The following is a 19402-nucleotide window of genomic DNA, read 5'->3' on the forward strand; positions in this document are numbered from 1 at the left end:
TGGTTCTTCCCTACTGTAGATTGTTTCTAATTCTCCATCGGTTGACTCAGCATTTGTTCGAGCTCGCCTTCGGCCTGTTGGAAACCTTTATGACTGCGACCTAGGAATTTTTGGTTGTGAGTATTAAAAGACGAGACTAAGAAACGTTCCATCGACTCTTCATTTTGGAACTGTTCCTTGCGGTGGCTGTATTTCTTGATTTGCTTATTAAAGGATTCAATCAAGTTCGTAGAGTAAATAGTCTTGCGTATGGCTAATGGGAAATCATAGAAAGTGAGCAGGTAATCGTTCGAAAGGATCGATTCCACCATTTTTGGATAGCTGGTTTTCCATTTTTCCGCAAAAGCACCACGTGCTTCCAATGCCGCCTTTTTAGATGACGCTTGATACACCATTTTAAAATCATCACAGACTTCCTTACGATCATCGACACGCACTTTGTGACTGATATTACGGGAAACGTGCACACAGCAATGTTGAAAACGGGCTTTGGGGTAGAACCGCTGCACGGCCCCTGCCATCCCCTTTAAGCCATCCGCGATGAAAAGGAGGACGTTTTTCACGCCACGTTCCTGGAGGTCTATTAAAATCTCTTCCCAAATCGTGATAGATTCAGTTGGTGCAATCGCATAGCTCAACACTTCCTTTGAACCGTCCGGGCGAATGCCAACTGCGATATGAATGGCTTCCTTGGCGACGGTTTTCCGCTTTAAAGGGATATAGGTTGCGTCCATATAAATAGCGGCATAACGGTCATGAAGCTCACGTTCCTTAAATGAAGTGACTTCTTCCGTAAATGATTTAGTCATATTGGACATGGTTTGGGGCGTGTAGTGATGCCCATACATTTTCTCAATCAAGTCTGCGATTTCCGACATGGTAATACCTTTTCGGAAGAGGTGAATGACGGTCTCCTCTAAGGTATCATTCGTCCGTCTATAAGCAGGAACAGTCTGTTGCTTGAACTCCCGTTGCGGTCGCGCGGAATCTGGAGATGAAGTTCCCCGTACTCGGTCTTGACCGTACGGTCATAGGAGCCGTTACGAGAATTACCCGTGTTAAAACCAATGCGATCGTACTTTTCGTAATCGAGGAAAGCCGTTAACTCCGTTTTGAGAAGTGTATTGACAGCTTTTTCCAAATGGACACGGAATAATTCATTCAAATCGCCTTTGTTCGCTAGAGTCTTTAGAATTTCTGTAGTAAAATCGTTCATATGGAAGTCCTCTTTTCTGTGAATGTGTTGTGGTAACTCTATTCTACAGAAGGGACTTCCTTTTTTCTATTTACACAAAATATTTTACACTCTCATATTTTGTGGAATCGACTTTTTTAGAATCTGCTTTGAATATTTTATCTATTAAAGCTTCTTTGATAATAGTGTCCATGATTTGGAATTCTTATTGGATAGAAATTTCTTTCTAGAACATGATTTCGTCGAAAGTTCTCATTGGTTGAGGATAGGCATGTTCAAAACAATCAGTCCGATATCCTTTTAATCCAGTTGCTGCACTATATAAAAAATTTCATCATAGTTTCGCCCTAGTCGTTCCAAAGATTCGATGACAAAAATATCCTTCTTCCTTAAAAAATGAAGTTCTTTTTGCAATTATTCTCGTGAGGTCTTCTTTTAACTACATAAAATTGTAACCACTGGTTTTAAGAGTAGTGTATCATCCCAAATCATATAATTAATTGACTGCGATTGTTATAAAACTCACGGTAAGCCATATAACTAGCAATAAACGAAGAAATCGCAGTAACTGAAATCAACATAAACATCACAACAATTTGGTAACGAATCGCTTGAACAGGATCAATTCCCGCAAAAATCAACCCTGACATCATACCTGGTAGGCTGACAAGTCCAACCGTTTTTGTTCGGTCAATAGAAGGAGCCATGCCCGTTTTGACGCTTTCTCTTACAATACTTATGGACGCTTGTTTTTTATTGGCTCCCAATGCCAATTTTTCCAATACCTGTTGGCGTTGGTCCGTAAATTTTGAATTCAAAGACCGATAGGTCACTCCAATCGCAGTCATGGCGTTGCTGGCAATCATGCCTGTAATTGGAACGATTTGGGAAGGGGACCAGTCAATGACTCCTGAAAAAACAAGAATGAGTAAGGACAAGGCTGTTCCTACTCCAATAGCCGTCGTTGAAATTTTAAAAGAGCGGTTGATCCCCTCACTGCGTGTATGGGCGTTATAAGAAGCGTTGAACACAATGAACAAAACCATCGCTAAAGTGAGAAAGTTGTTATCCACTCGTAATACGTAGCTCAATACATATCCAATAAGGAATAATTGAACGACAGCGCGAATTCCCGCAATAAAAATGTCGTTTCCTAATCCCAATTTCTCTTTGTAATCAATCAACAAGGCAACTATCAAGAGGACAGAGGATAAAAGCAAAGAAAGATTACTGATTTCCAAATTGTTTGTCATTTCGATTCCTCCATTTTTCCACCTTTGATAGTAATCAGACGAGAAGCTTGGTCGATTTCTTCCTGGTTGTGAGTGACGGCCAACACCGTAGTTTGTTGGTCTTTCATCATGTCTCGGACTAAATCAAGGACAATCGCTCTGTTTTCTTGGTCCAATGAACTGGTAACTTCATCCAGGAGCAACACTTTCGGTTGATACATCAAATTTCGAACCAATGCAACCCGTTGTTTTTCCCCTCCTGATAGTTCCTTGACCTCTTTCGATAAGTAAGTTTCAGGTATTTGAACTCGTTCTAACAATTTTTTTGCACGTTCCCGATCAAATCCTTCTTCTCTTATGCGGGCAGGAAAAGACAAGTTCTCTTGAACTGTCTCATCGAATAGAGAAGCGTTTTGAAAGAAATAAGAGACTTCTTTTCTATACTCCACAGGATCGATTTTTTGCAGATCCGTACCTCGATAATAAATTTTTCCGGAAGTTGGGGAAAGCAGCGTACCAATTAATTTCAAAAGGGTACTTTTTCCACTTCCAGAAGGACCAGAAAAAACAATCACTTCCCCTTTGTTTACTGTAAAAGAGATATCTTGAAGGATTTGGTTTCCGTTTGCCTGAAAACCAACCTTCTCTAATTTAAACAATGAATCACTCATACCACTTCTCTCCTTTATAAAAAAGCCCTGCACCAGTGGACCATCCATACGGGTGCAGGGCTTTTGTTTCATCCTAGTGTACCTCAGTGTTCGTTTGGATCGTTTTTGGCGTCTTCATGAGTAGGGTGAACCGTTCCTTCAAGGTGATCTGGACCAGCATAAATGGTATACAGTCTGAGCGGCTTATCACCGGTGTTTTCGATGTTGTGCCACATGTCCGCCGGAACAAATACGGCGTCATCATCCATCACTTTTTGTTGAACATGTAAGTTATCTTTAGAAGGCCCCATTTTACACACGCCTTCTCCTTCTTCAATACGGATAAATTGGTCAATGCCTTCGTGCACTTCCAAACCGATGTCATCGCCCGGTTGAATGGACATTACGGTGACTTGCAGTTTACTGCCTGTCCAAATGGTCGTCCGGTAATTATCATTTCCTGTGGTGGCGTCTTCAATATTAATGATATACGGCTTCTTCCCATGATCCTTGTAGTCTATTTCCATCTTCCATTCCTCCTAGTCTTTTTACTAAAACAATGATACCTACTTCTTATTTATAATAATTCTAATTAATGGTACCACATCTAAAATTCTATGCAAAAAATTGGCTTTTTGGAGAGCGATTCTAAAAAAGACCATATAACGCGCAATTACAATTGGTACCCCTTAATCCTCAGCACATAAAGGAAAAAATATGGAATCAAAAAATAACCGATATGTACTCTGGTTATGACTTGAATCAGGGAGAATTTCAGAGACGACACATCATACTTTTTTAGTTTGCACTTGTAAACTAACTAGCGTACATTAAGTTTATGCTCACTATCAAGCGTTGTCAATCCTTTAGACTCTTATCAATTTCGAAAGAAAGTAGCAAGGTTATTGATTGTGACTGTAAAAGTGGGGTGTTCCTATAAGCACATTAAACTATCTTCTCTAATTTATCATGCTATTTAAATTCTGTTTTTTCATGAGAATTTTTGTCCAAAACTTGTTAAAATGATTTTAAAAAATACTTACATACACAATCCCCAAAAGACACTAATGTCATTTCAGTCAAAAAAGATACCGCAGAAAATTTCCACCTGAGATTCAATACGATATTACTCTCTTGACAGCCAGCTTAATTCCTTAGTTGAATAGATTATTAAAGTGCACAAAAAAACAATGCGGCGTTTGTTATATTTTCTGGTATAAGCGACGGTGCTATAAACTTTTTTGCAGATTAAAAATCATATGAATTTAACTCCAGTAATAAGAGTTTAAGTGCCAATGCATGCATGATTCTTTCAATTTCCGTTTTATGAGTAGACAGAGCGATTCCTTCATTGCATTGGAAAATGAGTTTGTTTCTCGTAATATGTATGCTCTCATTTTTGGTTGCATAGTATTCTCTCCATTCGTCTTCATACATAAGAACGCCTCCTTTGATCATCCTATATTTAAGTCCTTCGTTATTAATATACGTAAAAAGTTGGTATTTTATTTTTATTTTCTCTCTCTTTAAAAAAACTGAAAAAAGAGCGGTTTACAGGCATTTTCATGGATAGTTACCCATAGATCAATCTGAAATGAGCGTAGAACTTCCCTCTCAAACACTGGTTTTTTAGAGAAATACGAAATATTAGGGTTATTTGCAGAATAGCTACTTATTCTTACAAAGCAACAAGCGAGCAAAAGAAAAATTCCTTTCAAGCGTTTTTTGGCGGTACACTATTTTAGCGACAGGCAAGATATGTTCCATAACGATAAACGTTGGGTGTCCAATGCGTAAATGTATCTTTGTTTTCGTGAATCGCTTCTTCGGAAGTCAGAACAACGCCACGTCCGCCAATCATGCTTGATTTTGAGCGATACGCAAAAATAGCCCCTTTGCTTTTACCTGGCTTGGTAGTGATTGACCGACTGTGCGTGCGGATGTAAAGTATTTAATTCAACCTATATAGTATAAGAAAGTTTAAACTTTACATATATTTTTCTTGTACAAGGATTAGTTCTTCTTGTCTATGATAAAATTTATTAAACAGTTTGAAAGTAAAAACTATTCAAAGAAAGTGGGCGATAACAATGGGATTTTGGTATTTTTTAACGTTAGCTGTCGGTATAACTTTGTTGATCATAAGTGTTTCAAATAAAGAAGTATCTAGATCAACCAAATTCGTAATAGCCTGTTTTGTTTTAGGGATCTTGTTAGTCATAGGTAGTCTACTTTTATTTTTACCAGGCAGCTCTTCGATTATTGAGCAACTACTTCAACTAAATTAGCTTCGTTATTAAAAGCCGACTTTCTAAAAAAAGAAAATCGGTTTTTATTTGTACTGGTCGAAAAAATTTTTTCTACGGCTGATTTTGACTTTATTTTAGATCCAGCTGAACGATCAGCGGCTCCCCTTCTTGCGTTGCTTCATCCAACATTAAAGAATAAACATCGGCATCCTCTTTCGTGATACGTACCTGTTGCGCACTCATTTCGCCAGCACCCACTTCTTGAATACGCATCATTTGGTTCTCTGGATCCACGCTATTGATAAAGTAATAATTTTCCATGACTTTCCTCTTTCTCCTAATTGAATAGGTCTGACTCTTGACTCATTTTTGCTTGTTCGATTTCACGCTGCAGCTTTTCAAAAGCTACTTTATTTTTGAATTGATCAAATTCATTGCTCGTCACCCGTTCCAGGTGTTTGACTTGATTTGTGACCGACCGACGATACTTTACCGATGATCGATAGAAATAAAGTAAGAGACTTTTTCGAAAATAGCCATCATCTATTCCACTTTTTTAATTTGGTATTTGTTGCGATTAGCTCATAATGATCGATTATATTGGAATAACTGACGTGATCGGATGCTACATAAACAAGGACTTGATTTGAATCCAATCCTTCATATTTGAGATCAAAAACGACGAAATAGGTTTGATCATCGTTCGTATAAACACTTAGATCTTCTATGCTAATTTTGGCATCTTCAAGGTCCATATCCCCACTCTATCCAAGACGGGGATAGCTAACCCGTTGCTACGACTATCCTCAAGTGACTTTTGCCATCGCTTGGTGGGGTGTTTGGTGGGGAACAATATTTTACAGCTTGTGTAACGGACTGATTCCCAATAAATTGGACGTTAGTTTTGTCTGCGGTTTTGATTGTAATATTCCCCGACATCTCTTCTGCTATGTTCTTGTCTGCACCGCTCCACATGTGAGCATAGTGTTTTAACGTTATTTCAGGGGAACTGTGTCCCATGCGCTGTGAAAGAACTAATACAGAGACGTTGAACTCGTTGATTAAATAAGAAGCGTGACTGTGGCGTAACCCTTTGCCTTGTATTCTTTTTACGTTTGCAGATTCAGCATAGCGTTTGATAATTCGGGCAAGAGTGGACTTAATCATCGGTTTTCCATCGTAGCTGAAAATGAAATCAGTTTCACCGCCAAGACCAATGGTAGTCTGCCGTTTCTTCCATTCATGAAGTATAGAGACCGTATCGTCATCTAAGGCAATCATTCTTTTTCCATCCTCTGTCTTAGTATAAGCGTTACGCTTCCAATCGCTCTTAGATTTTAGTACTAACATGTGATGTACACGCATACGCTTCTTCTCAAGGTCGATGTCATCCCACCAGAGAGCCATGCCTTCATTAACCCGTACACCTGTCATGTAGTAAACCCACAGCATGACAAAGTTTAAATGCTCGTAGAAGTCACCTATATATATCTGGGCGATCACTGATTCAAACTCCTCTTTTGTCCAAAATGGAACACAGGCTTTTCCTTTAGGGATAGCTTTTACACGTTTAGAGATATTGTGCTCTAAATAACGCATCTCAACGGCTTTGTCTAAGCTCTTGCGGAACATGCCGAACACTAAGCTAGCATATGACTGTGAATAACCTGCACCGCCGTCATCCTTAGATGTTAGCAGGTACGTACGGTAGTTCTGTACATCTTCGACGGTGAGCTGTCTGAGTGGTTTTGAACCGAAACGGTCACGAATAGTATGAAGCGTTTTTTCTCGTACGGCAAAGGTGCTTTCCTCTACGTCTGTCTTGTAGAAGGGGATGTAGAGCTCATTCATAAACTCAGTGTACGTCATTTTATAATTGGCATAGCTATTGACCTTGTGATACTCTCTTTTCACCCGTACTAGCTCTTTGTTAGCATCAGAAGCTGTTTTAAAGATTTTCCCGTTACTATCCTTGCGATCTTTCTTTCTGATGCGTTTGCCCGTTATTCGGTCTACGCCAAGCTCTGTCTGATAGAAAAAACATCCGCTCTTTAGGTCTTTGAATACACCAGGGTATTTCGTTGTTTGCTGATTTTTACTTGTCATCGTCAATCACATCGCTCTCATCTTTATTTAGGTGGAGTGTGACACCTATGATTGATTCAACAACAGGCTTGGGAACTAATCCGAGCCGTTTGTTGTTGTAAAACGGGTAACCACGTTCTACCATAATCGTTTTTGCTTGGCAGATTAATGAACGAGCAGTGTGCTCCTTATAACCAATCTGTACCAAGTCTTTTTTACAAATCGTGTCTACCATGTGGTAAATCCTCCTCTTTTCATAATTCGAAAAGCATGAGATACTAAGTAGGTAGATTTCTCATCTACTTTGTGAGAGGGATCGTCATTATTTGCTGTCCAAGGCGTGGTGACGGTCTCTTTTCTTGTGCTTTTCTCTATAATCTTTGTGTTTGCGTTGCTGTTACTGGAAATAATCTCGTACAGTATTTAATAGTAAATCTACTTCCTCATCTGATAGATTTTGTTTCTCGATGAATGAGAGTACATCACTTATTTTTGTTGGGACATTCTCCATGTAATACTGTGTCCCTAACTCTTTGTCAGCAATGATTAAAAATGTATCAGCAATGTGGGGTAGGTCTGAGTAACTCCACTTATTCTTTTTAGTCTTCTCAATCACCTTCTGTATAATTGCTTCTTTTGTTTTAAGTGGAGCAAGTTCATACGCATTAACTAGCTCCTTACGACCAAAGTCTATATAAAAACTTCTTAAACTATGGTATGTTTTTGAATCTGTATTAAATAATGAAGCAATAAAATGTTCTAGAACACCGTATAGTAGTATTGAACTGGTAGTTTTTCCTAGAATGGCTATCAACTCAAGGCTCTCTTTATTAGGGAGCCTTTTTCCGTGTTCCCAATTATAGACAGCCGCTTTACTGGTACCTCCTACTAGGCGTCCGAATTGTTCCATAGTGCAGTCGAAACTCTCGCGGATTAAGTTAATCCTCTCCCCTACCATAAATGGGTCAATCAAGTCTGATTCCTTTATAAACATCTCTTCACCTCCTATTTCCGAGTATACACGACACGTGTTTACTGGTCAACATAAAAATATTGACAAAAGAATAAAATAGTTATTTAATAGTGTTGTAATATTTGGTTTTTTTGGGTAGGGGATTTAACTTTCAGTCTATTAAATAAAGTCAATAGAGTTGATTTTTAAATTTTTTTATGATGTTTTTTATTTAGTTCTCTATTGAAAATAAATAGGCTGGGTGATATATTTTTACCGTAACGATCGTTCTTTTTAAATGTTTATAAATATTTATTTTGGTAAACGTTTGACCAATGGAGACGAACGCTACGAAACTTTTAATTGAATCATATAGATATGTTTTATGGGTTACTAACTTATCTATATGATTTAACAAAAATACTAAAACAGCAAAGGAGTAACAAACAATGAAAAAAATACCCATTATGGTAGACACTGTAAGAATCACTAGTAAGCCAACTAAAAGAAATACTGAGGGAAGTAACGGCATTTGGGGAAGATGCCTACGTAAGGAAAATTATCAGGAAGTTAGTGAGGAGGAGTTGTTGGAGATTTTAGGTACTGGAAAATCTTTCATACCTTGTAAAACAAAGGGATTTACCAACAGTAAGGAAAGTCTTCTTGAGACTCATTTAGTCATCCTTGATATTGACAACACGGAACTCAATGAGGAAGGTAAGCCAGTACCTCTAAGCAAGGATGATCCAAGGTATTTGAGTATAGAGAAAGCTATAGGATTACCTATTGTAAAGGACGAAGCGTTTGCGGTGCAAAAGAGTATCCGACATTCGGAAGAATCGGAAAGATTCAGATTAGTATTTCTTCTGAAAGCCCCCGTTACTAACTGGAAAGAGAATAAAAAATTGTATATGTACCTACAAAAGCAAATTCCATATTGTGATGAACAGGTGAGTCTATCAACTAGAATTTTCTACGGTGGAAAATCTGATGAAAACGCAGTGATCAGCATAGGGAATATTTTTGACAACGGTGCACTTCTTATTGATGATTTAGAGGAAATCGTAGAGGAGACATCAGTCATTTTACCAGATTCTATGAAAAGCAGTACAGATGATTTTACTGAGATGATCAAAAGGGGAGACAGTCAAGAAATGAAAGAGTGGTTTGGTGACTCTATTTTCAGTTCTGCTGACATGACCATCAATGAAATATATGATCGGTTGCTAAAAACTGATATGAAGAAGTTGCTTAATATAAAGAGCGAGAAATTTTGTTGTCTGTTTCATGATGACAGACATCCGTCTGGGGCAATTTATAAAGGTGACAATGATCATTCGTATTATCATTGTTTCAGTGAATCATGCGGTGTCAAAGGAGATTTTTTGAGCATAGTAAAAGGGGTGCGAGGGCTTGACAGTCGTGGGGAAACATTCAATTGGTTTTTAATGAAGCTGGAATTGTATCCCTCGGAATACCAATCAATTATTGAACAAATGCCAATAGGTTTCGATACGCTTGATGCTTTAAAACCTACCTTACATAAAGCAATAAGGGGTAAGGTGTCTGATATGAAGGAGATTTACGAAACCCTTATACCAAGAGTCTATTTTTCAACAGATAAACAAGGAAATACTATTAGTATTATGTCAGGAAGTCTTTTAGCAGAGTTGATGGATCAACGGTACGGGCGCAAAACTAATATTGAATACAGTATAGGAAAATGGAACAAGTTGTTATCGTTCATGACTTTCATCGGTATGGTAGATAAATTAGATGACAATGATTTATCTATCGACGTTGTAACCTATTTAGATCAGATCGCAGAACATACCAAAGAAAAAAATGGGTATTTTTCGTATAAAGGAAAAGCATTTGAGCCAAAAAGGGTTAATGTCTACCGATTGCGCAAACTAGATGCTTCCTTTTTTGATCGATTAATAAATGAGATTATTCCAGTAATGGAAAATTTTTATTTCACTTATCAACATTTTTCATACGCTTGGGTAAAACTTTGCTTTGGTGAAGCGGAAGCAAAGAAGGTGTTTCCCCAAAATGAGAGAATAGATTTAAGTAATAAGAAAAAGCGAATATTAGAAAAAGCTGACATGATCTTAGAAAACCTCCATCCGTTAACGGTGTGTGCGATTGCGGAAAAAGAGCTGATCAAGGAGGTCGGAAAGTCATTCCCTGGCTATAGCTCTGTAAGCGTCCAGAATGTTCTTAAGGAAAACAGGGGATATTTTGTTAAGTCTGGACACTACCTCTTTAGATCAATCATGGAAACCAACGATAATCTCAATTTGGAGATACCTAAAAATTCTTTGGTTTACAGTGTTATGCCTCCTGATGTTCCAAAATCATACAGAGACACCTAATACAGTTTATATTAAAGCCTCACTAACGATATACTAATAGTAACAAGGCAAGAGATATTAGATTAAGTGATGCTGATCAGCATCGCTTTTTCTATTTATCAGAAAATCCTCGTGTGCGTTTTGTATAGTTTTCCTTATCGAACGTGGTCATAGATTTTTTCCATTTCTTGACGTTTTAGCAATTGTAAAAATCCAATATCTTTGTTTTGATTTTCCTTTGATAGAGAACGGTACAGTGGTATATTCCCCTTCACCAAGTTTTAGTAGGGCTCGCTTTCATCTACAAAATAGCTCAGAGGAGCCCCTAGTACCTCTGAGAGGCTTTTTAGTCTCATAACGAGCGATGGCCTGCAGTGGTTATGTGCCTAAGTTCCTTTAGTGTTAGTTTAAATTTTATAATTACTTGTAAAAAATAGGATGATGACTTTTAAAGTGGGTTGTGCTAATAATTTATAACCGGTACAATTTATCATATGAGTTAAAATGAATACAGTGAATAAGGAGAATGAATTGTAATGGGTAGATTTAGTAGATCAATGGTCATCTTTTTAGGGTTTATGGTAATTAGTTTAGTTGGAGGAAGATTTATCGCTAATTATTTTTTTGATAGTCAGTACAAAGGCTTTAATGGGTATTGGGAACCAACAGATGTTCTAGCAGAAGGAAGTCAATTTAAAATAGATAATAAAAAAATGTATGAACTGACCTCGGAGGGTGAAGAAATCAAATATAGTCTAAGAAAGGATGGGGTAGATTACCTTATTGACAAAGAAGACATTCCTGATACGTCGTTCATGTACGATATTACAACACCTAAAATAGAAAATCCGAGCCCTAGTGGTGAGACGGATGTTATCTATATAACTGGAAATGACGGAGAGTTTTCATATAAACTACCGTTGTATAAAATTTCAAAAAAAGAGTCTAACTTTAAGAAAAGTAAATTTTCAATTCGAAATATTCTAATTATTGTCACAAGTGCTATGTTTGGACTGAAATATTATTTTGATAAACGTGAGGTAAACTAAATAATACAAAATTAACGGGTGTACAAGGGAGAATAATCAATGAGAAAATGTTGGAAGTCATTATTGATCATGATGGTAATATTGCTATTCTTTGGTGGGTGTTCACTAGTAGGTAAAACAGATGTGAGTAAAAAAGAGGCTGAATGGTTTCAGGGGCAATGGGTTTCTACTACCACACCAAAGTTTGTTCTAGGGATTACAGAAGATAGGGTTTTAGTAACTCATGCGATGCTTGGAAAGGTAGAAACAACGGAAGTGAGTCCAAATTATGAAAAGCAAGATGATTTAATTGGTCTTGTTTTAGATGGTGATTCTTTAAAAGAATTATTTCCAAAAATGTTTCAAAACGGTGACATAGAGAACGGCAAAGGAATCTTTACGAGAGATAATTCATTTGAAAAAAAGACTGGAAGAGAGTCGTTGTTATTAACGATTATTTATTCATACGGTGACGGGACAGAGGAGGAAGAGCCGTTATCAATTAATTTTATTAGAAGAGACAATGAAAAGAGCGAAGAATCTGATACACGAGATAATTTGACAGAAAGCGAAGAAAGCTCAAGTGATAAAAAAGAAAATCGAAAATTGACATCTGATGAAATTGAAGAAGTTTCTCAAGAGAGTGCCCAAAGTTATACCGAGCTCTCAAATAGAAAAAAGGCTGTAATAATGGCAACACTGAAAAGTGAAGGACAAACACCTGAGGAAATACAGGTGAGTGATTATTCTGTAATAGATAAATCTGAGGAACAGGTTATGGTTGTTGCAATGTCTGATGATACAAAAGATGTTGAGAAAATTATGTTAATAGATACAGAGGATTTCATGGTACTAGATTCCTTTAGCTCTAATAATTCAAAGAGTAGTGATGGGGTACGGCATGAAAGTACAACTGCGTCCACTTCTAGTTTTACAGTTCCATCAGAAAATGAAAGTAATCCATTAATTGGTAATTGGAAAATCAGTGGTTTAGCAAGCGAAATCATAATTTCACCTTATGGGGCAACTTATCTTTTCGGCAATGAGAAATTTGCTTTTGAAAATCCTAAAACGGTAGATACTAACACTATTGATTACAGTAGTAGTTTTTCAATCAATGGATCAGCAAATATTTCAACCGTGCAAGTGGAATGGGTTTCCCATAATAAAGCAAAAGTAAGATTTCATTTAGACGACGGTAGAACTGTCACTGAGGATATGATCAAACAGTAATTTTATGAGGCAAAAGCTGAACTAGATAACGGCAGTGCAATTAATATCAACATTGAATACTATCCAAAGAAAGATAAAATATACGTTCAGATACCATATAGTGAAATTCTTTTTATAGATTAGAGAGTGAAAATGAAATAGGAATTTTACAAGTAATCACGTTTTTGATTTATTAATATTGAAGCTCGAAACAAAACCGTATTATTCATATGATCGATAGTGAAAAGTGGGTATTTCTTAAGACTTAAGATTTTTCCATTGATTTAGAATGGCAAATACATTATTATAGGTATATAAAAAAATTCCGAATTGAAAAGAGTGATATACCTTGGAAGGGAAGCTTTTGAGTGTCTCTGAAGTTGCTGATTTTTTAAAAGTAACCAAACAAAATGTAAGCTCTAAAATACGGGCTGGTAGTATACTTGCAAAAAAAATAGGTAACCAATGGATTATAAATGAAAATGATCTAAAAAGATATATAAAGGACTATAATATTGTGGTTGAACCCGAGGATCACCCGAGAGAAACGAGTGATATTCCTGAAATTGTAGCATTAAGCTTTTTTTCTGGTGCTATGGGTTTAGATATTGGGCTAGAGAAAGAAGGGATAACTCCTTTACTGGCTAGTGAAATAGATAAAGAAACACGAAAGACAATTCATTCAAATAAGCCAGATATTGCTTTAATAGGTGACATGGAACGTTATACAGCAGAAGATATATTAAATTATGCTAAGTTACCAAAAGACCAAACGATAGATTTGATCTACGGAGGGCCTCCGTGTCAGGCATTCTCTACAGCAGGAAAAAGGTTAGGATTTGATGATGACCGTGGAAATGTTTTTTTATCGTTCGTTAGACTAATAGGCGATCTGAAGCCTAGGTACGCTTTAATCGAAAACGTTCGTGGGTTGTTATCTGCTAAATACCCAGTTGTTGATGGAGGAGAGCCGGTAAAAGGCGGAGCCCTTCTTTATGTAATGGACTTGCTTAAGGAATTTGGCTATAGTGTCTCTTTTGAGTTGTATAATTCTGCCAACTTTGGTAGTCCACAGACCAGAGAACGTGTGATCATGATTTGTAAATTAGGAGCAGAAAAAGTTCCATACCTATCGCCAACTAACTCCGATCAGTCAGAATACGATCTACCTAAGTGGAAAGTATTAAGGGAAGCTTTAGTTGGTATTTCTCAGGACGATAGAGATCATGATTATGTCAAATTTCCTGAAAAAAGACTTGTATATTATAGAATGCTATCAGAAGGACAAAATTGGAGAAACTTACCCAAAGATGTACAACCCAAAGCTATGGGAAAATCATTTGAATTAGGTGGTGGTAAAACAGGTTTTTATCGTAGATTGTCTTATGATAAACCGTCACCTACTCTAGTTACTAACCCGACTATGCCAGCAACAGATTTATGTCATCCAGAAAAAGATAGACCTTTGAGTATTCAAGAGTATAAAAGAATTCAAGGTTTTCCTGAAACATGGAAATTTTGCGGAGAATTGACAGATGTTTATAGACAAATTGGTAATGCTGTACCTATTCAATTGGGGCAGGCAGTTGCGAGAACTATTTTAGCTGATATGAGAGGCGAGGCGTTGCCACAATTTGATAATTTCAAGTATTCTAGGTATAAAAACACTAATGAAATAACCTTTGAGAATGAGATGAAACGAATCCACAGCTTAGATAGAGGGTAAATAAAAGAGACTATTAACCCAAATAGTCTCTTTTAATTTTCTCATGATATTCCTCTCCCAAATCGTCAAAAATATCAAGGAGTTCAGAAAATGTATGTTGATCATTTCCAATAGCATTCCAAAAATCTGATCCTATTAGAACGGCGGGACAGTTGTTCATGTCAAAAAGTTTGTAAGGCATTTTCCAATCATAAGAATTTTCTTCGCCATAAGGATTGTAAGGTAGGGCAAAGTAGGCCTTTGAATCCGGCTTTGCCATTCTGATTCGTAACATATCTCGCTTAGCAATCTCAGTTTGATCTAGATTGGGCTTTACAGTTTTTATGGAATAGTATTCGCTTGTGCCGCTGTCCCTTTGTACGTATAAATCAAAAAGAGTATTAACCTCTGAATAACGTGGGGTATCTAAGGCATAAATTTTTTCAACTTCACTTTCCCAATCAGGTGTACCTGCATTAGCACCGCTCCTTTGTTTAGAAAGCAGGTTGTTTATTCCTTCCTCCTGCCAAGAGTTTATTTTAACTATTTCGCTATGTTGATTTTCTGCAAAAGCTCCACTGCCAATGGCTATATCAAGTGCTATTTGCTCATAAACACCCTGACCGAAGGAAGTTACAAAAGATCGTTCGAATTTTGAGCCTTTCCATATTTCATTTGGAACGAGTCTGCTACCAAAAGGATTATTTTGACGAATGTTAGTCATATCGCTGTCTAGTTCTTTAAGCCTTTTAGCAAGGATATTGTCCATTTTTTCACGTATCCTTGTTTCAACTTTAATTTTTGTTTTGCTATTCATTACTGTGATCCTCCACTTTACGTGCGTATTTTATATTCAGTATAGCAGAAAACGAATACTTATTTTAGGGGACGTTTTAGAAGAAATCATGCTACAAAAGAATGGGGTAGCCCTACCCCGTGTATTTTTGACCGTAATCAAGAGAGGATATTATAAGTAGTATACGCTACTATAGGCTCTTTTTTTTTATGGATGTGAATCCGACTAAATAAAATGGTTTCTGAAACGGTGGTGCGGGCAAACGAGCAAGTAGTTGCTGTATTAGTCAGTAGAGTTTGTTTCAGATGTTGAAGGTGGAAAGTACTTTTAAGGAGTTTTGCTACAAAATACCTAACTAGATAGTAAGAGAAAATATAAATGAAATGACCTGCATCTGTTTCATATACACTAAACTAAAAAAACAATAATAAACCCCACCAAGAATTTTGGTGGGGTATTTGGTGGGGCACGATTTGAATTTAATTGAAATTATGCTAGTTTTACAGCAACAAAATGTTGTAAAATCAGCGTCGACACTCCAATTTGATTTACTAGGCTATTCCCAATCGATTGCGTCATTTCCTAGTTATATTCATCAGTAATCAACTTCATTTCGTTCAAAGGAAAAATCTTTTCCAATATCTTCAACTCACTTGAGAAGGCACTTACCCTTCAATTCCGATTTTCACAGAGATATTGTCTAGCAGAAATAAAAATGGATAGGTCGCTTTTATCGTACAAGGTACCGTATCTCCAAACACTTCTTTTTACCCTAATGATGAATTTTGTATCATATACTAGCCTTGAAATTGTTTATTTGAGTAATCTTTGAGCTCTGCAACTGCTTCAGCTGTCAATCCACTTTTCTGTTCAATCTGATAATTGACTTGTTAGTGATAAGTAGTGATTGTTTGAATTCGATATCCGAAGACAACAACACTCAAAAAAACGTTACAACCTTGTTGAACATCATGATGTTCAACAAGCTATCTTGCTATACAAGGATGTTTTAGAAACGAAAACAATAATTTGACACTAATCCGTTTAAGAATGCTGCTTGAGAAAATTTTATCAAATGACACTACTCAAATTCCTAAAATCGATATCACTAAAGCCCTGGGTCTTATAAATCAAATCATAAGAAGCCACGTACCTGACTTCTTATGATTTCCAATTTTTCACAGACTTTATTACCCCATTAACTATTGACCAGCTGCCAATAATTAGCCAGAAACTACTTGCTGTTGACTTCAATGCCATGGATTTATTCAGCCATTTTTACAAAAAATATTATCCTATCTGACTACTTAATAGACTTAGTGTACTTTGAAAAATCTAAACTCGTATTGGAAAAACTAGCTTTCGTAGCAGACCATGTGGACTCTATCGAATTAAAAATATGGGCACAATACCTAACAAACGTACTAAATATTTACATGGATGATCAACTTAATGAAAAACAGAATCGATTAAATAAATTAAATCAAATCGTAACAAATTGGCACAATTTATTGCCATCCAGTCATTTGGTAGAAGGTCTACACGGCGCTTTCCAACGTTTATCTGACAGAAACGTTGATCGTCCAAACAACATTCATATTCCACCTGTATACATTTTAAAGCCATAGGAAAAAGCCTAGTATCTATTGCTAGGCTCTTTTGTATACCTCTACACATTCATTTCCTTCTTCCAGCATTCATAAGACTCAACAGTTGCACTTTTTTTCATTCTCCTACAAATTCCACTAAACAACGACCACTTATAGTCATCCAAAATAGCAGTACCTACTCCCCCTAATCCTAAGAAAAACAGTAAAAGTAAAGACAAAAATAGCATCATATTCGTCCATAACGATAAAAGAACCAATAAAAGAGAAACTAATCCGGCCGTAATAAAAGAAAGAATCAGAATACCATAATAGATTTTCAAAATAACAGCCCATTCTTTGATCCTATTAAGCTCAGCTATTTCCTCCTCAATCATTCATCAATCCACCTGCTCTTTCTTCTTCTTGGGATCAATACTCTTTAAAAACCTCTCCTCCAACACCAATAAATGACGATAAACATCATCCATTGACCAGCCTGAAGAAAGGCTTAGACAATACAAAAAATCACAAGGCAACGTCTTTACGGTACGGTTTCTTGTTACCCAACTTGCTACTGTACTCTGCTTATAGCCATGTAATTCACAAAATTGCTCTACTGTCAGACCTAACTGCGAAATAATAAACACATTGATCGGATAGGGATATACAAAGGTATTGATACTCATAGTCAGAAAGACCTCCCCCCATATTATTACGTTTGCGATAATAATACTACTCTTTCTTAAGACCAGCAAGCAAAGCGGAGAAAAGAAGGAACGTATCATAGATATAATGTAATAGGCAATTTGCACCTTTTAATTTCAGCCTGTATCGATCATGAACAGATCTGTTTGCACGCCGATCTTATTGGGATCTATCAAGCGTTTCAGTGCTGTCTGGATAAACGTGTATTCTTTTCCAAAAGCTTCTGAGATCGCAGCGAAATAAGCCCCCCGGCTTTCTTTTTTTAGCCGGATAACGGAGCGCATCAATCCATGTATCGAAGCTAACATAATACCCCCATTACGACCAGCACGAACACGAAAATGAATTTTGTTCTCTTCTCTTAACTGCTTCAGTACTTTGTCCAGGGAACGTTTTGGGATCTTTAAACGTTCAGTTAACTCTTTTTTTGTAGAAATAATGTATGGTTGTTCTTCATAGGATTGCTCATTCAAATAGGACAGTAGATCTTCTGCCCATTCATGACTATGTGAATACTTGCGAACAGCTCTTTCTTTCTTGAATTTCCACCAACCCCGTTTTTTGTTGAATAGTTGCTCTTCAGAAAGATTGGCATCGACCCACTCTTGGCATAATAGGACAACTTTTTCTCTGTGCGCTGCTTGATATTTTCCGGAGTAAGCGGAACAAATGATTCTGGTTAATTCTCGATCAGATAAAGGGTTAGCCAAGCGGTCATTGAATTCTAACATCGTCAATTCACATGCTTCTACTTCGTATCCAGACGAAAAGTATGCCAAAGACAAGGTGAATATGACATTATTTCGACCATATACGCCCTTTTCACCTTGTATTTTTTGACTTTTTAGCAACAGCTGGAACCAGGGTTCATCGACTTGACGAAATTCTTGAGTAGATGGTAATACAAAAACGTTCTTGATCTCAGCTTTTTTGTCCGCATCTTCTCTCATTGACCAGTCGATCCATTCTTCGAAACTATAACGATACTGTGGTTCAAAGAATAAAACATTCTCTTCAGAAGGCATTCGTGTGATCCCAAAATGATTGGCATTTACATCAACAGGAAACCGATAATCATTTGAAAATTTGTTTCTTAGATTTTTTGAGATCATTTTGGCCACATTGATCACTTTAAAATTTGATTTCTTCGTCACGTATGCAGGCTTGTCTAGTACATAGAAAGCTTGAAATCCATGCGGTGTACGTAGAATCATTGTCGGCATAAAGCCGATCTCGTGACTGGCCAAGATAATTTCTCCATAGTCAAAGTTTGGATCCAATGTGTCAAAATCAACAAAGAAAGTATTGATTTGACGCAAATTGTCCTCAGAATGACCTTTTGTAAACATTCTGGCTTCATCAGCATACGTTCCATAGCGAAATACATTTGGTGTCCAATGGGTGAATCGATTATTGTTCTCGATCACCCCTTCTTCTGAAGTGATCACTAGCCCAATCCCTTCGATCATGTGTTTCTTTGAACGGTACGCAAAAATAGCCCCCTTTCCTGACTGATCACTAAAAGAGACCGGTTTTAGGTGGCTGTTTTTATATTTAAATTTACGGATACCATTTTGTAATACCGTCGAATATACGACATCCAAAGAAGCTGCCATGACTGTTATTCCTTCCCAAACTAAAAGAGAA

At 36.9% G+C, this 19402-nt stretch carries 17 protein-coding genes and 2 pseudogenes; 5 read left to right on the forward strand and 14 right to left on the reverse strand.

Going from position 1 to position 19402, the window contains the following annotated elements:
• Nucleotides 1-26: 26 nt before the first annotated feature.
• The 10 genes and pseudogenes from FFM68_RS12250 to FFM68_RS12310 all read right to left on the reverse strand — a co-directional run bounded on the left by FFM68_RS12250 (nt 27) and on the right by FFM68_RS12310 (nt 8405).
• Nucleotides 27-1216, reverse strand: a pseudogene (locus FFM68_RS12250) (IS256 family transposase).
• A 467-nt stretch (nt 1217-1683) separates the two neighbouring features.
• A complete protein-coding gene (locus FFM68_RS12260; protein ID WP_114526051.1) occupies nt 1684-2448 on the reverse strand; it encodes an ABC transporter permease in 765 nt (254 codons plus the stop codon).
• A complete protein-coding gene (locus tag FFM68_RS12265) occupies nt 2445-3098 on the reverse strand; it encodes an ABC transporter ATP-binding protein (RefSeq protein WP_010742427.1) in 654 nt (217 codons plus the stop codon). The genes FFM68_RS12260 and FFM68_RS12265 overlap by 4 nt, the downstream gene beginning before the upstream one ends.
• Nucleotides 3099-3181: 83 nt before the next feature.
• A complete protein-coding gene (locus FFM68_RS12270) occupies nt 3182-3604 on the reverse strand; it encodes a cupin domain-containing protein (RefSeq protein ID WP_002307506.1) in 423 nt (140 codons plus the stop codon).
• Between the two features lie 721 nt (nt 3605-4325).
• The gene (locus tag FFM68_RS12280) at nt 4326-4514 is read right to left on the reverse strand and encodes a hypothetical protein (protein WP_002311028.1); all 189 of its coding nucleotides are present in this window, start codon (nt 4512-4514) and stop codon (nt 4326-4328) included.
• 941 nt (nt 4515-5455) lie between these two features.
• Nucleotides 5456-5647, reverse strand: a complete 192-nt coding sequence (locus tag FFM68_RS12290; protein ID WP_002314345.1) for a hypothetical protein — start codon at nt 5645-5647, stop codon at nt 5456-5458.
• Nucleotides 5648-5865: 218 nt separating this feature from the next.
• Nucleotides 5866-6081, reverse strand: a complete 216-nt coding sequence (locus FFM68_RS13310; protein ID WP_002311035.1) for a hypothetical protein — start codon at nt 6079-6081, stop codon at nt 5866-5868.
• A gap of 28 nt (nt 6082-6109) precedes the next feature.
• Nucleotides 6110-7432, reverse strand: coding sequence for a site-specific integrase (locus FFM68_RS12300; RefSeq protein ID WP_137619607.1), 1323 nt, complete (start codon nt 7430-7432; stop codon nt 6110-6112).
• Complete coding sequence (locus FFM68_RS12305; RefSeq protein ID WP_137619587.1) at nt 7422-7646, reverse strand: DUF3173 domain-containing protein; 225 nt, start codon at nt 7644-7646, stop codon at nt 7422-7424. The genes FFM68_RS12300 and FFM68_RS12305 overlap by 11 nt, the downstream gene beginning before the upstream one ends.
• Before the next feature lie 162 nt (nt 7647-7808).
• Entirely contained in the window at nt 7809-8405 is a 597-nt protein-coding gene (locus FFM68_RS12310; RefSeq protein ID WP_137619588.1) for a helix-turn-helix domain-containing protein, read from the reverse strand.
• 407 nt (nt 8406-8812) lie between these two features.
• Between FFM68_RS12310 and FFM68_RS12315 the strand changes: the two genes are divergently transcribed.
• The 5 genes and pseudogenes from FFM68_RS12315 (at nt 8813) to FFM68_RS12335 (ending at nt 14686) form a co-directional block, all read left to right on the forward strand.
• Nucleotides 8813-10741 carry a hypothetical protein gene (locus FFM68_RS12315; RefSeq protein ID WP_137619589.1) on the forward strand — a complete coding sequence of 643 codons (1929 nt, stop codon included), beginning with the start codon at nt 8813-8815 and terminating at the stop codon, nt 10739-10741.
• A gap of 515 nt (nt 10742-11256) precedes the next feature.
• Nucleotides 11257-11769, forward strand: a complete 513-nt coding sequence (locus FFM68_RS12320; RefSeq protein WP_137619590.1) for a hypothetical protein — start codon at nt 11257-11259, stop codon at nt 11767-11769.
• A gap of 39 nt (nt 11770-11808) precedes the next feature.
• The gene (locus FFM68_RS12325; RefSeq protein WP_137619591.1) at nt 11809-12981 is read left to right on the forward strand and encodes a hypothetical protein; all 1173 of its coding nucleotides are present in this window, start codon (nt 11809-11811) and stop codon (nt 12979-12981) included.
• Nucleotides 12982-12984: 3 nt separating this feature from the next.
• A pseudogene (locus tag FFM68_RS12330) lies at nt 12985-13104 on the forward strand (zinc ribbon domain-containing protein); the annotation flags it as partial.
• Between the two features lie 205 nt (nt 13105-13309).
• Nucleotides 13310-14686 carry a DNA cytosine methyltransferase gene (locus FFM68_RS12335; protein WP_137619592.1) on the forward strand — a complete coding sequence of 459 codons (1377 nt, stop codon included), beginning with the start codon at nt 13310-13312 and terminating at the stop codon, nt 14684-14686.
• A 13-nt stretch (nt 14687-14699) separates the two neighbouring features.
• On the opposite strand, the gene FFM68_RS12340 is transcribed toward FFM68_RS12335, so the two are convergent.
• The 4 genes from FFM68_RS12340 to FFM68_RS12365 form a co-directional block, all read right to left on the reverse strand.
• Nucleotides 14700-15482 carry a TdeIII family type II restriction endonuclease gene (locus FFM68_RS12340; RefSeq protein ID WP_137619593.1) on the reverse strand — a complete coding sequence of 261 codons (783 nt, stop codon included), beginning with the start codon at nt 15480-15482 and terminating at the stop codon, nt 14700-14702.
• A 1648-nt stretch (nt 15483-17130) separates the two neighbouring features.
• Nucleotides 17131-17445, reverse strand: coding sequence for a hypothetical protein (locus tag FFM68_RS12355; protein ID WP_091898667.1), 315 nt, complete (start codon nt 17443-17445; stop codon nt 17131-17133).
• Nucleotides 17446-17448: 3 nt separating this feature from the next.
• Entirely contained in the window at nt 17449-17736 is a 288-nt protein-coding gene (locus FFM68_RS12360; RefSeq protein WP_137619595.1) for a type III secretion system protein PrgN, read from the reverse strand.
• 135 nt (nt 17737-17871) lie between these two features.
• A complete protein-coding gene (locus FFM68_RS12365) occupies nt 17872-19371 on the reverse strand; it encodes a primase C-terminal domain-containing protein (RefSeq protein ID WP_137619596.1) in 1500 nt (499 codons plus the stop codon).
• Nucleotides 19372-19402 lie beyond the last annotated feature (31 nt).

This window comes from Enterococcus xiangfangensis (assembly GCF_005405365.1).
GTDB classification, from domain to species: Bacteria; Bacillota; Bacilli; order Lactobacillales; family Enterococcaceae; genus Enterococcus_A; species Enterococcus_A xiangfangensis.

Bases quoted from the DNA above. Each gene is read 5' to 3' on its own strand.
- FFM68_RS12260 (WP_114526051.1), bottom strand. From the start codon at position 2,448: ATGACAAACAATTTGGAAATCAGTAATCTTTCTTTGCTTTTATCCTCT.
- FFM68_RS12265 (WP_010742427.1), bottom strand. From the start codon at position 3,098: ATGAGTGATTCATTGTTTAAATTAGAGAAGGTTGGTTTTCAGGCAAAC.
- FFM68_RS12270 (WP_002307506.1), bottom strand. From the start codon at position 3,604: ATGGAAATAGACTACAAGGATCATGGGAAGAAGCCGTATATCATTAAT.
- FFM68_RS12280 (WP_002311028.1), bottom strand. From the start codon at position 4,514: ATGTATGAAGACGAATGGAGAGAATACTATGCAACCAAAAATGAGAGC.
- FFM68_RS12290 (WP_002314345.1), bottom strand. From the start codon at position 5,647: ATGGAAAATTATTACTTTATCAATAGCGTGGATCCAGAGAACCAAATG.
- FFM68_RS13310 (WP_002311035.1), bottom strand. From the start codon at position 6,081: ATGGACCTTGAAGATGCCAAAATTAGCATAGAAGATCTAAGTGTTTAT.
- FFM68_RS12300 (WP_137619607.1), bottom strand. From the start codon at position 7,432: ATGACAAGTAAAAATCAGCAAACAACGAAATACCCTGGTGTATTCAAA.
- FFM68_RS12305 (WP_137619587.1), bottom strand. From the start codon at position 7,646: ATGGTAGACACGATTTGTAAAAAAGACTTGGTACAGATTGGTTATAAG.
- FFM68_RS12310 (WP_137619588.1), bottom strand. From the start codon at position 8,405: ATGTTTATAAAGGAATCAGACTTGATTGACCCATTTATGGTAGGGGAG.
- FFM68_RS12315 (WP_137619589.1), top strand. From the start codon at position 8,813: ATGAAAAAAATACCCATTATGGTAGACACTGTAAGAATCACTAGTAAG.
- FFM68_RS12320 (WP_137619590.1), top strand. From the start codon at position 11,257: ATGGGTAGATTTAGTAGATCAATGGTCATCTTTTTAGGGTTTATGGTA.
- FFM68_RS12325 (WP_137619591.1), top strand. From the start codon at position 11,809: ATGAGAAAATGTTGGAAGTCATTATTGATCATGATGGTAATATTGCTA.
- FFM68_RS12340 (WP_137619593.1), bottom strand. From the start codon at position 15,482: ATGAATAGCAAAACAAAAATTAAAGTTGAAACAAGGATACGTGAAAAA.
- FFM68_RS12355 (WP_091898667.1), bottom strand. From the start codon at position 17,445: ATGATTGAGGAGGAAATAGCTGAGCTTAATAGGATCAAAGAATGGGCT.
- FFM68_RS12360 (WP_137619595.1), bottom strand. From the start codon at position 17,736: ATGAGTATCAATACCTTTGTATATCCCTATCCGATCAATGTGTTTATT.
- FFM68_RS12365 (WP_137619596.1), bottom strand. From the start codon at position 19,371: ATGGCAGCTTCTTTGGATGTCGTATATTCGACGGTATTACAAAATGGT.